The 14,827-nt window shown below is 54.7% G+C and carries 11 protein-coding genes and 1 pseudogene; 8 read left to right on the top strand and 4 right to left on the bottom strand.

Features of this window, described 5'->3' with window-relative positions:
* The first annotated feature begins 240 nt into the window (after positions 1 to 240).
* Positions 241 to 1,200 carry a tol-pal system-associated acyl-CoA thioesterase gene (gene exbB, locus AC2A1E_RS05745; RefSeq protein WP_484382968.1) on the top strand — a complete coding sequence of 320 codons (960 nt, stop codon included), beginning with the start codon at positions 241 to 243 and terminating at the stop codon, positions 1,198 to 1,200.
* 3 nt (positions 1,201 to 1,203) lie between these two features.
* Entirely contained in the window at positions 1,204 to 1,626 is a 423-nt protein-coding gene (gene exbD, locus AC2A1E_RS05740; protein WP_484382967.1) for a TonB system transport protein ExbD, read from the top strand.
* A 240-nt stretch (positions 1,627 to 1,866) separates the two neighbouring features.
* Here exbD and AC2A1E_RS05735 read toward each other — a convergent pair whose 3' ends face one another.
* The 3 genes from AC2A1E_RS05735 to AC2A1E_RS05725 form a co-directional block, all read right to left on the bottom strand.
* Positions 1,867 to 2,910 (bottom strand): LacI family DNA-binding transcriptional regulator, encoded by a 1,044-nt coding sequence (locus tag AC2A1E_RS05735; RefSeq protein WP_484382966.1) that lies wholly within the window; start codon positions 2,908 to 2,910, stop codon positions 1,867 to 1,869.
* A gap of 99 nt (positions 2,911 to 3,009) precedes the next feature.
* Complete coding sequence (locus AC2A1E_RS05730) at positions 3,010 to 4,422, bottom strand: carbohydrate porin (protein WP_484382965.1); 1,413 nt, start codon at positions 4,420 to 4,422, stop codon at positions 3,010 to 3,012.
* A 190-nt stretch (positions 4,423 to 4,612) separates the two neighbouring features.
* On the bottom strand, positions 4,613 to 5,548 hold the full coding sequence (locus tag AC2A1E_RS05725) for an aminoimidazole riboside kinase (protein ID WP_484382964.1): 936 nt from the start codon (positions 5,546 to 5,548) through the stop codon (positions 4,613 to 4,615).
* 424 nt (positions 5,549 to 5,972) lie between these two features.
* On the opposite strand from AC2A1E_RS05725, the gene AC2A1E_RS05720 reads away from it, so the two are divergent.
* From AC2A1E_RS05720 to AC2A1E_RS05710, 3 genes are read left to right on the top strand one after another with little or no spacing between them, the layout of a single operon-like run.
* Positions 5,973 to 7,427: an alkaline phosphatase gene (locus AC2A1E_RS05720; RefSeq protein WP_484382963.1), complete on the top strand. Its 1,455-nt coding sequence runs from the start codon at positions 5,973 to 5,975 to the stop codon at positions 7,425 to 7,427.
* A 48-nt stretch (positions 7,428 to 7,475) separates the two neighbouring features.
* Entirely contained in the window at positions 7,476 to 9,002 is a 1,527-nt protein-coding gene (locus AC2A1E_RS05715; RefSeq protein WP_484382962.1) for an alkaline phosphatase, read from the top strand.
* On the top strand, positions 8,999 to 9,715 hold the full coding sequence (locus AC2A1E_RS05710; protein ID WP_484382961.1) for a hypothetical protein: 717 nt from the start codon (positions 8,999 to 9,001) through the stop codon (positions 9,713 to 9,715). Before AC2A1E_RS05715 ends, AC2A1E_RS05710 begins: the two co-directional genes overlap by 4 nt.
* A gap of 126 nt (positions 9,716 to 9,841) precedes the next feature.
* On the opposite strand, the pseudogene AC2A1E_RS05705 reads toward AC2A1E_RS05710, so the two are convergent.
* Positions 9,842 to 10,900, bottom strand: a pseudogene (locus AC2A1E_RS05705) (sigma-54 interaction domain-containing protein); the annotation flags it as partial.
* 273 nt (positions 10,901 to 11,173) lie between these two features.
* On the opposite strand from AC2A1E_RS05705, the gene ssuD reads away from it, so the two are divergent.
* From ssuD to AC2A1E_RS05690, 3 genes are read left to right on the top strand one after another with little or no spacing between them, the layout of a single operon-like run.
* On the top strand, positions 11,174 to 12,346 hold the full coding sequence (gene ssuD, locus AC2A1E_RS05700; RefSeq protein WP_484382960.1) for an FMNH2-dependent alkanesulfonate monooxygenase: 1,173 nt from the start codon (positions 11,174 to 11,176) through the stop codon (positions 12,344 to 12,346).
* A gap of 9 nt (positions 12,347 to 12,355) precedes the next feature.
* Positions 12,356 to 13,450, top strand: a complete 1,095-nt coding sequence (sfnG, locus tag AC2A1E_RS05695; protein WP_484382959.1) for a dimethylsulfone monooxygenase SfnG — start codon at positions 12,356 to 12,358, stop codon at positions 13,448 to 13,450.
* Positions 13,443 to 14,822, top strand: a complete 1,380-nt coding sequence (locus AC2A1E_RS05690; RefSeq protein ID WP_484382958.1) for an FAD/NAD(P)-binding protein — start codon at positions 13,443 to 13,445, stop codon at positions 14,820 to 14,822. Before sfnG ends, AC2A1E_RS05690 begins: the two co-directional genes overlap by 8 nt.
* The last annotated feature ends 5 nt before the right edge of the window (positions 14,823 to 14,827 follow it).

Raw genomic sequence — 14,827 nt, 5'->3', positions numbered from 1 at the left:
TTGCCTTGCTCCCCTGCGATAGCGCTTACGTTAGCATGGCGTTTAATAGCCATCCAGACGTTTTAACTGCTAAGAAAGGAAATGGGGGGATCGTTGTGTGCACAGCCAACGTACATACCGCTTGATATAAGACAAGTCTATTGAGTAAATAGTAATGATAACCACTATCAATTGCGGATTAATTTGATATCATCGCCAGCGGAATTCTTCCGTAAATGTCGAGATGGGTGGAGGCACAGCGTGAAAACGGCTGTCAGAACAATGAATCAAGAAGTCTGTGGCGCAGGCCGTGGGCAATGGAGTGCGCTGGGGCGCAAGCTGATCGCTTCACTGGTATTGGTGGCTGGGCTGGCGGGCAGCGTGCAGGCGGCTCCTGCCAATGCACCGGCAATCGCTGAAAGCGTGGCCGCCGCAACGGCTCCGGCGGAAAATAGGATGATGCCAGTGAACCCGGCACCAACGATCCAACCGCCAGAAACCCGTGGCATGGATCTCTCCGTCTGGGGGATGTACCAGCATGCGGACGTGGTAGTCAAAACCGTGATGATCGGCCTGGTGCTGGCTTCTATCGTCACCTGGACCATTCTGTTTGCCAAAGGCGGCGAACTGATTCGCTCCAAACGCCGTCTGCGCCGTGAACAACAGTCACTGGCCGATGTCCTCTCTCTGGACGATGCTACCGAACTGGCCCAAAGCTTTTCCGCAGAAAGTATCAGTGCGGTATTGCTGAACGATGCGCAGAACGAGCTGGATCTGTCGGCGGCCTCCAACGATAACAACGGTATTAAAGAACGCGCTGGCTTTCGCCTTGAGCGCCGCGTGGCAGCCTATGGGCGTCAACTGGGGCGTGGCAACGGTTTCCTGGCTACCATCGGTGCGATTTCACCGTTTGTTGGCCTGTTCGGCACCGTCTGGGGCATCATGAACAGCTTTATCGGCATCGCACAATCGCAAACCACCAATCTGGCGGTGGTGGCACCGGGGATCGCCGAAGCGCTGCTGGCAACCGCACTCGGTCTGGTGGCGGCGATTCCTGCGGTGGTGATTTACAACATTTTTGCCCGAGTGATTGGCGGCCATCGTGCCGAAGTCGGTGATATGGCTGCGCAGGTGCTGCTGCTGTTGGGGCGCGATCTGGATCTGGCGGCTACGATTGAGGCTAAACGCGCACAGCACCAGCACCAACTGCGGGTGGGGTGATTTATGGCGATGCGCTTGAATGAAGATCTGGACGACAGCGGCGAACTGCATGAAATCAACGTAACGCCGTTTATCGATGTCATGCTGGTGTTGTTGATTATCTTTATGGTGGCGGCACCGTTGGCCACGGTGGACATTCGTGTCGATCTGCCCGCTTCGACCGCCAAGCCGCAGCCGCGCCCGGAAAAACCGGTGTTTCTGTCGGTGAAGGCTGATAAGCAACTGTATGTAGGCGATGAGCCAGTGGTGGCCGAGCAACTGACGTCGGTGCTGGATCAACGCACCCAGTCGAATAAAGAAACCACCATTTTCTTCCAGGCGGATAAGAGCGTCGATTATGAAACGCTGATGAGCGTGATGGACACGCTGCGTAAATCCGGTTACCTGAAAGTGGGGCTGGTGGGGATGGAAGGCGTGGCTAAATAGGGGGGTAATGGTGCGAACCCGCCTCGCTGCTAAAACAATCCGAAGGGGCTAAATGCCTCACAGAAGGCTGACAAGCCGGTTATTAGGGGGAGCGTGCCGAAGGGGTCGTAACGGCGTAAGCCGTCGGAGTGCCCCTCGGTGCGCTAGACCCGGGTATCTCGGGCTAGAAAGCGACTTTGTCATCAACCTCAGGGGCTAAATGCCCCTTTTGCTTTATCTGGCAACAAGCGAAATTGATGGTCATATCTGCTTTAACAGCGCCTGTGAACCTGCGTGGCGCCAGTGGATCTGGCCTGGCAGGTATAGCCTGTTCTGCTCGACCGGGCGCTCTTCAATCAGTGCGGTAACCAGATCGAAACTGTGCTGTGCCAGGCCATGGCAGTCTTGCGCCACGGTGTCGATTTTCAGCGTCATACAGTCGAACAGGTAATGATCGTCAAAGCTGCACAGATGAATCTTGCTTTCCATCAGCGCGTGCTGATTCAGATAACGCAGGACCCCTTCCAGCAAACCGCAGGCAGCGGTGAAGAGCGCTTTAGGCGGGCGACCGAGCTGAGCGCAAAGTTGGGCAATCATTTCGTAGCCTGAGCTGGGGTGGTAATTGCCGTTAATGATCCATTCCGGCTGGTAGGCGACACCTGCGCGTTCCAGCCCAAGCTGGAAACCCTCCAGGCGATCGCGGGTCGGTGAAATACGCGGTTGCCCACCAAGAAAATAGAACTCATCAGGATGCTGGCGCGCAACGGTTTCTACCAAGGTGGCGGTTGACGCAACGGAATCGGTAATTACCAAGGGCAGGTTTGAGCCTGGAATCAAGCGATCCATCTGTACTACTGGCAGATGAGCGTTGATCTTCTGGTATTCCACATCATTGAGCTGGCTGGAGGCGACGATCAAACCATCAACCTGGCGCTGCACCAGGCTGTTCACGGCCATCATCTCCTGACCGGGGTTTTCGTCAGTGCAGGCAATCAGTAACTGTAAACCTGCTTCACGGCACAGGGTTTCCAACTCACGTGAAATGACGGCAAAACCGTAGTTGGTCATTTCCGGCACGACTAAACCGAGCGTGTGGCTGCGAGTGGAACGCAATGAGCGGGCGTGGAAGCTGGGCTGATAGTGATGTTCATTGGCCAAGGCCAGAATGCGGTCGCGGGTTTCGTTGGCAACCCGGAATTCCTTGCTGCGGCCGTTGAGCACCAGGCTGGCGGTCGACTTCGACACTCCAGCCAGCCCGGCAATATCGCTGATGGTTATGCGTTTATTTTTTTTCACTGACGGCATCTGTGTTCATCATAGGATGCGTCATTCTAGCATGCATGGCGTCCGCAGCCAGCGTTCCAGTGCCCGCAAATGCCCACGGTAGAGACAGATTAATTTGCATCAAAAGAGGTATTTGAATCTGGCACGCACGCCGTAGCGTTGATCGTTATCGCCATTGGCGATTTTGTTCTCGCCATTGGCTTCAAGCATCGAGAAATAGGCCCCCAGGTAGAGATTGAAGTTCTTCATATCCATAATATTAGGGATGAGATACGAAGTGTGGATGGTATGGATATCATATTTACCTGGTTCACTCAGTGGGTTATCGATGTTTGCCGCGATCCCGCTGGTATTGAACTCTTTGATATCGTTGTGCGCATAGATATAGCCCAGCTCAAAGCGCCGCCACAGTGCGTTAATGCCGGTAGTGAAGTTCTGCTCGCCGGACGCATCCAGATAGGCGGTATTCAGGTTGGCGACGACACCATCATCAGGATGCGTCGCCATAGTGTTCCAGCCGAGCGTGATGCCATAACCATTGCGCTTTGACTGGTTAACCCATTGACCCTCGGCGTTCTGGTAGCCGTAGGCATTGTTTACCACGTTGCTTTCCATCGCCACTGCGGCGCTGAATTCCTGCTGCTTCCAGGCGATCACCGGGCGCAGATAGGCTACGTTCTTTTTATTTTCCAAATCATTACCGTGGTATTGCTGATCCTGGAACAGCGAGGTGCCGTCTTCGACCAGCGTATTCAGTTCAAAGTACCAGTTACCGGCATACTTGCTGAGCATCAGGTTGCCACCGCTGTTGCTGCGGCCTCGTCCCTCTTTCATCATGTAGATATAGCCAAAGCCGTCGGCATACAGATCGTTGGCGGTGTTGCCGGAATACTGAACGAAGGTGTCATGATTGAGCGGGAACATATCGTAGGCTTCAAAGCGGCCGATTTTTGCCTGCCAGTTTTTCTCGTTGCCGAAGAAGAAGGCCGCATCATCGAGATTCATTTTACCTCTCATATCTGCCAGCGGCTGGACGCTGAAGCCGGAGAAATTACCGTCCTGGTTGCGGCGGTAACCGTCCAGCCCAATCAGAATGCGGCCATTGATATCCCAGCGTTCTCCGTCGCCGGGTTTCCAGTCTTTATGACTAGAGCTTTTCAGCGAAGTGAGTTGGCCGCTGCGGCTGGCGCCGTCGAGGTTGAACTCGACATCGCCGTACAGCTTCAGATCGCCAAAGTTATTCAGTTTTAGCTGGCTGGCAGGAGCGGTCGTTTTCTCCAGCGTGGCGGTGCGCTGAGCGACCTGTACGGTTTGTTGCTCGGTTTTGACCGTACGTTGTTCCAGCAACTGTGCGCGTTGCTCGGCAGAAGCGGCTCGGGCTTCAGCCTGTTGTACCCGTTGTTCCGCCTGTTGCAGGCGTTGTTCCAGCGAATTAAGGCGTGCTTCGATGCTGGCGCTGGGGGCGGCAAGGGCTACTCCCGGGGTTGAGAGTAATAATCCTGTAGTAACAGCCAGATAGCGAAATTTTTTCATGATTTTCCATCACCCGAGAGGTTAATTATTATTGTTTGCTAAATTGCTAAACCGGTTTTTCAAGAAAAAGATAAGCGAGAAGCTAGGTCACTGGCAATCAAGTTTGCTAACCCGATTTAGCCATTGTGATCCTGCTCGCAAATCTTTGGGAAATAGGGGGAACGGTGAGTGGGAGACTCACCGTTGGGGATTAGGCGTGGCGTTGCAGAAAAGCGTTTAACTCATTGGCGTGGGGTAGCGCGGTCATTGCGCCTTTGGCAGTGGTGGCCAGTGCGCCGCAGGCCTGAGCCTGAGCAATAACGCAGGTCCATTCTGCTGCGCAAGGCAGGCGCCCCAGTTCTGCCAGCGCGGCCAGCAAACCGGCAACGAAGGCGTCTCCGGCACCGGTGGTGTCGATAGGAATAACCGGCATAGCAGAGAAATGGCGGAGCTTTTGGCGATCATGCACATAGACACCGTCGCTGCCCAAGGTTACCAGCAGCAGATGCAGCGGGAATTGATCCATCATCCAGTCAATGGCGTGCTCTGTTTCAGAGATTTCGCTGATGAAATGCAGTTCATCAAGAGAGATTTTCACTACGTCTGCCAGTTGCAGAGCCTGATGCAGGCAAGGGCGTAGCGCCTCTGGTTGCTGCCAGAGATCTTCACGGATATTGGGATCAAAACTGACCCAACCACCGGCTGCCCGGATATTTTCCATTGCGGTGAAGGTGGTGCCGCGGCTCGGCTCCCGTGACAGCGCAATCGAGCAGGTATGGAGCCATTCTTCAGGCTGGAATAGAGGCAAATCATCGGGTTGCAGAAAGAGATCGGCGCTGGGGTTGACCATGAAGGTGAACGAACGCTCACCCTGTGGGTCCAGATCTACCAACACGGTAGAGGTGTGGTGATTGCTGTCCGGTATCATACAACGAGTATCTACCCGTTCTTCATCCAACACTTGGCGCAGAAATGTGCCAAAGCTGTCTTGACCTACTCGGCCAATAAAGGCACTGCTCCCCCCGAGACGTGCAATACCCACCGCCACATTGGCCGGTGCTCCTCCTGGGCATTTGAGGTAACGTTCTGAATTTTCTGGGATCAGGTCGACAACGGCGTCACCCAGCACCCATACTCGATTAGCCATATGACTTCCCTTATATACCCGTCATACTTCAAGTTGCATGTGCGTTGGCTTTCCTCGCTCACCCCAGTCACATAGTGGCCTATGCTCCTGGGGCTTCTCTGCGTCGCCGCGTTACTCGGCCCATGCTGGGCCTCACCCCTTCGGGGCCAGCACAAGTGCTGTTCAAAAACGCGTTGCGTTTTTGTCCTGCAACTCGAATTATTTAGGGCATAGTTGCTTTATCAAATATTAGCTAATTTAAAAGAACCGGTTTAGCAATGCAATGGAATAATCGGCAAACTGTCGTGCGCCAATCTTCTTGTACTCTTTTTTTCTGACATCTTTCTGTCACACATCCTCTCTAATTTATATGTCTATACGTTTTCATATGTTGCCAATTAATACAAAAAAGACGTTTACCTGAAGCTTTAAATAGGGAGGTTGAATGAAACGCAATATGCTCTGCCTGATGATTCTCGGTTTAGTTTTTGCTGCAACGGGCTGTAATGACAGTGATTCTGTTACCAGTACCAACAGCGAAACGCCAACGCCAGCACCGACGCCAGTACCAACCCCCACCAAGAACGTGTTGTTCTTTCTAGGGGATGGTATGGGGATTGCCACGTTAACTGCGGCACGTATTTACAGCGTCGGGGAAGACGGTGATTTAACCATCGATACCCTGCCGGAGACGGCGTTTGTTCACACCTATTCGAGTGACGCGCAGGTCACCGACAGTGCGCCTTCCATGTCGGCCTATATGACGGGGATCAAAACCAATAACGAAGTGATCTCGATGTCCCCTGACACTAAAGCCACCAATCCACAGGGCAAGCCTTATCAGGTTAACTTCGACAGCACCTGCCCACCGGACAACGGCCATGCGGTTGAAACGCTGTTGGAACAAATGAAAGCGGCCAACTACGGCACCGGGATAGTGACCACCACCCGGATTACCCATGCGACACCGGCGGCGACCTATGCCCATATCTGCCATCGCGATGGGGAAAACACCATTGCCGCCGCGCTGGTGCCGGGCGGCCAAGGGTTCAACGCCAAGCTGGGGGACGGTATTGACGTGATCCTCGGCGGTGGAACCAGCTATTTCACGCCAGCGACGGCGGGCGGCACCCGTGGCGATCAGCGCAACCTGATTACCGAGTTACAGGCGGCCAATTACCACTATGCGGCGAACAAGCAGCAGTTTGATCAACTGCCGGTTGATGGCAGCAAGCTGGTTGGGCTGTTCACCCCGAATCATATGTCCTATGACCTGGATCGCGATCCGGCGCAGGAACCGAGCCTGGCAGAAATGACCGAAAAGGCCATTGATGCGCTGGCCGCCAAAGACAAGGGCTTCTTCCTGATGGTGGAAGGGGGCCGTATCGATCACGCCCTGCATGCCACCAACGCTCGTCGTGCGTTACAGGATACGGTGGCGTTCGATGACGCGATCAAATTGGCCTTAGACAAAATGCAGCAGCTTGATCCCGGTTTGAAAAATACCTTGATTGTGGTGACTGCCGATCACGATCACACGTTGCAGATGAACGGCTATGCGCAGCGTACCGGTAAAACGCAAGAGGGCAACCCCGGCGTGCTGGGAGTGGTGAAGAGTTATGTCAGCGGAGCCAACTCAACGGACGTGGACGGTAATCCTTATACCATCATCGGCTTCGGCAATGGCCCGGCTCATCAGGCGACCCGTGGGCCGATCGACGAAAGTGCTCTGGAAAGTGCCGATTTCTTGCAGGAATCCGTTGTTCCAATGAAAAGCGAAACGCATGGCGGCGGCGATGTTTTCCTCGCGGCGCAAGGGCTGGGTGCTGAGCAGTTCACCGGAACGCTGAATAACGATCGGGTATTTAGCCTGATTAAACAAGCGATTGACTTGCAGTGAACATCCGCACGCGAAGCGTAAATTCCTCTTTCCAGAATGAGCAAAATCATGAAAAAAAGACAATTTGTCGGCAAGATCAATAGCTGCACACTGTTCCTGTTGAGCCTGTTATCGCTGGCGGGCGGCCATGCTCAGGCGGCAAACGAAGCCAAGAACGTGATCTTTTTCCTCGGCGACGGCATGGGGCCGGTAACCGTGACGGCTGCCCGTATCTATAAAGGCGAGAAGCAGCTGGCGGCTGAGCCGGGTTCTCTAAGCAGCAGTGAGCGCGCAGAACTGGTCATGCAGTCGCTGGGCAATGCGGCACGCGTTAAGACCTTCTCCAATGATGCTCAAACCACCGACAGTGCGCCGTCGATGGCCGCTTATATGACCGGCGTGAAGGCAAACAATGAGGTGATCTCAATGTCTGCGGATACGCAGGCCTACACCGCGACCGGTGAGCAATATATCTCGGGTGAAGACAGCACCTGCCAAGCGGATAATGGCCAACGGGCCAAAACGTTGCTGGAGCTCTCCAAGGCGGCAGGGCGTTCGGTCGGCGCAGTGTCAACCACGCGGGTTGGCCACGCTACGCCTGCGGCAACCTATGCTCATATCTGCAACCGTAATGGCTACAACACCATCGCGGAGCAATCGGTGCCGGGTAACCCTAACTACAATAACGAGTTAGGTGACGGCGTAGACGTTTTGATGGGCGGTGGGCAACGCAACTATCTGCCGAAATCGCTCAATCCCAGCAGCAAGCGCAGCGACAACCAGAATCTGGTGAGTGCCATGCAGGGCGCGGGTTACACCTACGTCGACAGCGGTGCGCAATTACGCAGTCTGAATACCGGCTCCGTCAATAAACTGCTTGGGCTGTTCGCTCAAAGTGAAATGGCTTACGAACTGGATCGGGTGAATCAGAATCTGGATCAGCCGAGCCTGGCGGAAATGGCTGAAAAAGCGTTAGAAGTGCTCAGCCGTAATGACAAAGGGTTTTTCCTGATGGTGGAAGGCGGGCGTATCGACCATGCCCTGCACGGCAGCAATGCCAAACGCGCATTGGAAGATACCTTGGCGATGGATGAGGCGATCAAAACCGCGCTGGCGTTTATGGAAGCCAAAGATCCTGGGCTGAAGAACACGTTGATCGTGGTGACGGCTGACCATGACCACTCCATCGCCTTCAACGGTTACGGCAAGATCGGTAACCCGATTCTGGGCAAGGTGTACGATTACCAGAACGGTGAACTGGCCAAGGCTGCCGACGGTAAACCCTATACGGCATTGGTGTTTGGCAACGGTGGGCGTCCTAACGCCAGCGGCAGTAGCCAGGTTAACGTGGAAGATGGCAACGCTCCTTGGGTGGCACCGGCACGCGGCGCAGAGCGCGAAGATCTGACCGATGTTGATACCACGCAGGATAACTTCCTGCAGGAAGTTGGAATCAATCTGGGTACGCCGGGTTCAGAAACCCATGCCGGTGGCGATGTGATGTTATATGCAGGCGGTGCTGGTTCCCAGATCTTCAAAGGCACCATGGATAACACCAAAGTCTTCTTTAAAGTGAAAGAGGCGGCTGGTTTATGATCCACTGGCGAGGAATATTCAGCCTGGCGTTGCTGATGGCGGTGGCTCTGCCTTTGCAGGCTCAGACCACGGTGCAGCCCGCCGCTGCACCGGCGGTGAATCTGCGCTTGAGCTATGAAAACCGCTCGATAGGGCATGACGGCATCATCCGCGATAGCCGCTATACCGATCTGATGTACCGTCGTGCCGGTCTGGTGTGGATTGAACGGGAACTGCCGCAAGGTGTGCGTGAAAGTGAAGCACATGGGCATGACGATCGCGCTTCTCCCCATGCTGGTCATGCGCATAACGAAGCGCAGGGCGCGCCCTTGCTGATACGCCGCGATGCTGAAACCGGGAAGGTGAGCGTGCAGACGGTATTGCACAATCTGCGCCGGGTGATTGATGTGGAACTGGCCCATTATGGCAACGTGGGGTATGGCGGATCCTGGGTTGCGGCGTATTGGTTGATCGAGCCTGCCGCCTTAAGCCGCATGGAAAAGCAGGGGCCGGAGCAACAGGGCATCCAGCACTATTTGTTGCAGAAGGGGGAACGCACCACCAAGGTGGCCTGGGACGTGGCCGGTCAGTATGCTCGCAGTATTGAGCAGAGCGACAGCCACGGCACATCAATCCAACGCATGACGGCGACCCCGTTTGCCGATCCGCAGAGCCTGCCCTGGCAGCAACTTGCTGATTATCAACGCGGTGATTACTCCGACCTGCTGGATTGACCTGGATAGCGTTTTTCCTCAGGCGAATATGAAAATCAACGGAAAGGAGTGACGAGGGGGGCCTGATTTTGTGATCCACGACAATCGGCCCCAAGGCGTAGAAACGATCCGCTATTCGCCGCTGTTCCCGGTCCGTAATTCCCGCTCCTGACGTGGGGCGGGAACCACTGCGGTGGCCGGTTTGCGCCGGCCACGGATCGTGCCTAGATTAGCCAGTTGAGTACGCAAAGTATTACGGCTGATGCCTAGCAGGGTAGCAGCCTGAGTTTGGTTCCCTTCACTTAGCGTCAGGGCATTACTGATCAACGTCTCGGTCAACCGCTGATAGACTTTGCTTTGGCCTGCTGTCAGTAACCGCAGAATAAACTGCTCAATCTCATCTTCATTCTTCACTATACCTTGGCGATCCGGGCGCAGATTGAAGCGCAATTGATCCGGCGTAATCAGTTCTTCATTATTGAGGAGCACGGCGTTGTGCAAGGTGTTTTCCAGTTCCCGCACATTTCCTGGCCAACTGTAATTCAGCAGGGTGGCTATTGTTTCTGGCGTCAGTCTCTGGACCGGGCGCCCCAAACGACGCGCGTAAAGAGACAAAAAGTGGTGGGCAAGGACAGGAATATCCTGACGCCGCTGGCGTAGTGGGGGCAGTTCAACGGCAGCAATATTCAGGCGATACCAGAGGTCTTCCCGAAAGCGCCGAGCTTGAATTGCCTGCACCAGATCGACATGGGTGGCGGCAATAACCCGTACATTCACTTTAACCGGTTTACGGGAGCCTACCCGGGTGATTTCTCTTTCCTGAAGCACTCTGAGGAGCTTCACCTGTAATGGAAGGCTCAGCTCACCAATCTCATCAAGTAGCAGCGTTCCTCCCTCCGCAGCTTCAAACCAGCCCGCCTGGGCCTGGGTAGCGCCAGTAAACGATCCTCTTTCATGGCCGAACAGTTCCGCTTCGGCGAGGCTTTCCGTTAAGGCTCCGCAGTTTACCGCCAGAAATGGCCTATGGCGGCGGGAACTGTGGTGGTGCAGGTAACGTGCCACCACCTCTTTACCGGTCCCGGTTTCTCCCACAATCAGCACGGTGGCGTCAGTTGGGGCGAGCTTGTCCAGCAATTTCTGGAAGGTTTTTGACGCCGGATCAATAAGTACCGGAGCGCTGCTGTCTGCTGGCTGTACGTTTTGCATCATATTCTCCTGCCTGGCTGACCGTTTGACGGTATCCCTTGTTCATGCTCATGACTGCGTACAAACCCGTGGGCTATTGCTGCAAATACAACAGTTTCTGTCGACAAACTGCTGCATTTGCAACAACAGAACTGAATAGCGTTTATTTAATGCTTTGATAAATAACAGTAATTGTAAAAATACAAAGTTGGCACACAATTCGCTAACAATCATATAACCAAAATGGAAATCTAATAATACAAATATTAGATATGGTTATATAAGGGCTGCATAATGACTGAACGCACTGACGATAAAATCAACGTACTCTGGTTTTTGCCCACCCACGGTGATGGACGTTACCTTGGCACTTCCCACGGTGGGCGACCTGTCGATCTCTCCTATCTGCAACAGGTGGCACTGGCCGCAGACCATCTGGGCTATTACGGGGTGTTAATTCCGACCGGGAAAAGTTGTGAAGACTCCTGGCTGGTGGCTTCTGCACTGGCACCTATTACCCGTCGCCTGCGCTACCTGGTGGCTGTTCGACCTGGATTACAACCCCCCACGCTGGCGGCACGTATGGCCGCTACTCTGGATCGCTTATCAGAGGGACGCTTGCTGATCAACGTGGTCACCGGCGGGGATCCGGTCGAAAACAAAGGAGATGGGATCTTCCTCAACCACAAAGAACGCTATGAGGTCACCCGAGAATTCCTCGATGTCTACTCCCGTTTATTAAAAGGGGAGAAAGTGGATTACCAGGGAAAACATATTCATGTTGAAGGGGCCGAAGTGCTATTTCCACCGGTGCAGCCAAATGGGCCACCGCTTTGGTTTGGCGGCTCTTCTGAGGACGCCATTGATGTCGCTGCCGATCAGGTGGAAACCTATCTTACCTGGGGAGAGCCGTTGGAACAGGTGGCAGAGAAGCTGGCGGTCATCCGTGAGCGCGCCGCCACCCGTGGCCGAACGCTACAGTTTGGTATTCGTTTACACGTTATCGTCCGGGAAACCGAAGAGGAGGCATGGACGGCGGCCGAACGGCTCATTGCCCACCTGGATGATGAAACGATTGCCCAGGCGCAGCAGATCTTTTCCCGAATGGATTCCAGCGGGCAAGCGCGGATGAGTGCATTACACAATGGCTCCCGTGAAAAACTGCGCATCGCACCTAATTTGTGGGCGGGCGTTGGTTTGGTTCGCGGTGGGGCTGGCACTGCCTTGGTCGGGAACCCACAACAGGTGGCAGAACGTATCCGCGAATATCAGGCTTTGGGAATTAGCAGCTTTATCTTTTCTGGCTACCCACATCTGGAAGAAGCCCACCGCTTTGCGGAACTGGTGATGCCGCTTCTGCCGCTTGCCGGGAAGAACCCGCAGCGAGAAAAAACGGTGAATACCGGTCCGTTCGGGGAAACCATCGGCGGCGACCGCCGTCCGTTTAAACAGGTCAGCGCGAGCTGAGGAGGATATATGTCTGAACAACGTCCGTTGCAGTTTGCTTACTGGGTACCCAATGTTTCCGGCGGTCTGGTGGTGAGCAAGATCCCCCAGCGCACCCAGTGGGATGCCCCCTATAACCGAAAGTTGGCACAAATCGCCGAGCAGGTTGGTTTTGATTATGCCCTGACGCAAATTCGCTTCACTGCCGGTTACGGTGCCGATAATCAACATGAATCGGTCAGTTTTTCTCAGGATCTGCTAGCCGCGACCAAACGGTTGAAAGTCATTGCCGCTCTGTTACCGGGGCCGTGGAATCCGGTACTGGCGGCGAAACAAATCGCCACCATCAGCCATCTCTCCGGCGCACGCATTGCGGTAAATATCGTCAGTGGTTGGTTTAGGGGGGAGTTTAAGGCGATAGGCGAACCCTGGCTGGATCATGAAGAAAGGTACCTACGCTCTGCGGAGTTTATCCAGTGCCTTAAAGGGATCTGGCAGGAGCCCTCTTTCAATTTTGCCGGGGATTTTTACCGCTTCCGCGATTACAGCCTGAAGCCAAAGCCGCTCGCTCCGCGTCCGGAAATCTTCCAGGGGGGTAGTTCCAGAGCAGCACGGGATATGGCGGCCCGCTTATCCGACTGGTACTTTACCAATGGCAACAGCGTTGAAGAGATACGCAGGCAGGTGGAAGATATCGCCCAGAAAGCCAGCAAGCATCAGCATCAGGTGAAAATTGGGATGAACGCCTTTGTCATTGCGCGCCCTACGGAGCAGGAGGCCCAGGCGGAACTCCAGGCCATTCTCGATCACGCGGATATTGAGGCTGTTAAAGGTTTCCGCCATGAAGTCCAGAATGCCGGAGGCGCTTCGCCAGAAAAAGAAGGTAACTGGGCGAAGTCGACATTTGACGATCTGGTGCAGTATAACGATGGCTTCAAACCGGGCCTGATCGGTACACCGCTCCAGATTGCCCAGCGCATTATTGAATACAAAAAAGCCGGAGTGGACCTATTATTACTGGGATTTCTGCATTTTCAGGAAGAAGTTGAATTCTTTGGTCGTGAAATCATCCCTCTGGTGCGGGAGCTTGAACAACAATTGACGAAGGAATTGACTCATGAGTGATGCGCATGTGGTGGTCATTGGTGGCGGTTTCAGCGGCACAGCACTGGCCATCCATCTGGCGCGTCTGGCTACCGGGCCGTTGAATCTCACGCTGGTGGAACCCCGCCCGGTTCCCGGGCAGGGTGTTGCTTACTCTACCACTGAACCCTCCCACCGGATTAATGTTCCCGCCTCCCGTATGCAGTTGAGCGGGGCGGAGCAGGGCGATTTTGAGCGTTGGTACTGTGAGCAGGAGGCGTATTATCAAGATCCGGCCGCCCTCAGTGCGGATGGGGCGCTCTATCCGCGCCGGGAGTTGTTTGGCCGTTATGTGGCTTGGCACTTCTCACAGGCGGCCTTGCAAGACGGCATCACATTACGCCACTTGCAGGATCGGGCTGTGGCGATCACATCGGGGCAAGTCCTTACCGCAAGTGGAGAACACGTGAAGGCAGACGTTGTGGTGCTGGCGGTGAGCCATCCTCCTCCTGCGTTACCTGGGCTGTTAGGGCCGCTGGCGGATCATCCGGGCATCATCGCTAATCCGTGGCAGGTATCGCGTTTTGATGATATTGCGCCCGACGCCAGTGTAGCGATTATCGGCAGCGGTTTGACGATGGCGGATGTGGTGGCTTCACTCGACGACCGGGGCCATCATGGCTCAATACTGGCTTTTTCCCGACGGGGTTTGTTGCCGCGCCCTAATTTATCTGGGGATTACCCGGACTGGTCAGGGGACTACCAACGCCATGACATTACCTGTATCCGTCAGTGGTTACGCCTTATCCGGCGTGATATTCACCAAGCGACTCTGCAAGGTATCCCTTGGCAGAAAGTCATGGATGAGGTACGCAGTCAGGGCCAGAGTATCTGGCAACATTTGCCTTTAGAACAGCAACAGCGTTTTCTGCATCATCTACGCAGTTGGTGGGACGTACATCGTTACCGGATCGCTCCCCAGGTGGCTGATATGCTGGATCGTCGTAGGCAGAAAGGGCAACTGGAAGTCCGTGCCGCCCGTCTGCTGGCTGCGACAGCCGATGGAAACCGCCTCACGCTGACGTTGGGGCTACGGGGAGGGAAACGGTTACAGCGCCAGGTAGAACATCTGATTGTAACCACCGGTCCGGCGCATAGCACTCTGACTTCCAGCCAGGAGTTATTCCAGAGCCTGAGTCAGATCGGGGCTATCCAACCCGACCCTCTGGGGTTGGGCTTACTGGTTAACGAACATTCACAGGCGATCGATCGCGGTGGAAGGGCAAATTCGCGCTTGCTGGTGGTAGGGCCCGCCGCCCGGGGATATTTTGGTGAATTAATGGGCCTCCCTCAGGTTGCCGATCATGCTCTGGCAGTAGCTTTGGAAACGCTGAATACCCTGCGTCATATGTAGCTGTA

The sequence above is a fragment of the Serratia sp. HNCC26DJ206 genome, assembly GCF_057180605.1.
The sequence above is the reverse complement of the archived record's forward strand: the minus strand, read 5'-3'. Positions and strand labels throughout refer to the sequence as shown.

Coding starts and splice junctions, on each gene's coding strand:
- sfnG (WP_484382959.1), top strand. CDS start 12,356: ATGTCTGAACAACGTCCGTTGCAGTTTGCTTACTGGGTACCCAATGTT.
- ssuD (WP_484382960.1), top strand. CDS start 11,174: ATGACTGAACGCACTGACGATAAAATCAACGTACTCTGGTTTTTGCCC.
- AC2A1E_RS05730 (WP_484382965.1), bottom strand. CDS start 4,422: ATGAAAAAATTTCGCTATCTGGCTGTTACTACAGGATTATTACTCTCA.
- exbD (WP_484382967.1), top strand. CDS start 1,204: ATGGCGATGCGCTTGAATGAAGATCTGGACGACAGCGGCGAACTGCAT.
- AC2A1E_RS05715 (WP_484382962.1), top strand. CDS start 7,476: ATGAAAAAAAGACAATTTGTCGGCAAGATCAATAGCTGCACACTGTTC.
- AC2A1E_RS05710 (WP_484382961.1), top strand. CDS start 8,999: ATGATCCACTGGCGAGGAATATTCAGCCTGGCGTTGCTGATGGCGGTG.
- AC2A1E_RS05720 (WP_484382963.1), top strand. CDS start 5,973: ATGAAACGCAATATGCTCTGCCTGATGATTCTCGGTTTAGTTTTTGCT.
- AC2A1E_RS05735 (WP_484382966.1), bottom strand. CDS start 2,910: ATGCCGTCAGTGAAAAAAAATAAACGCATAACCATCAGCGATATTGCC.
- AC2A1E_RS05725 (WP_484382964.1), bottom strand. CDS start 5,548: ATGGCTAATCGAGTATGGGTGCTGGGTGACGCCGTTGTCGACCTGATC.
- AC2A1E_RS05690 (WP_484382958.1), top strand. CDS start 13,443: ATGAGTGATGCGCATGTGGTGGTCATTGGTGGCGGTTTCAGCGGCACA.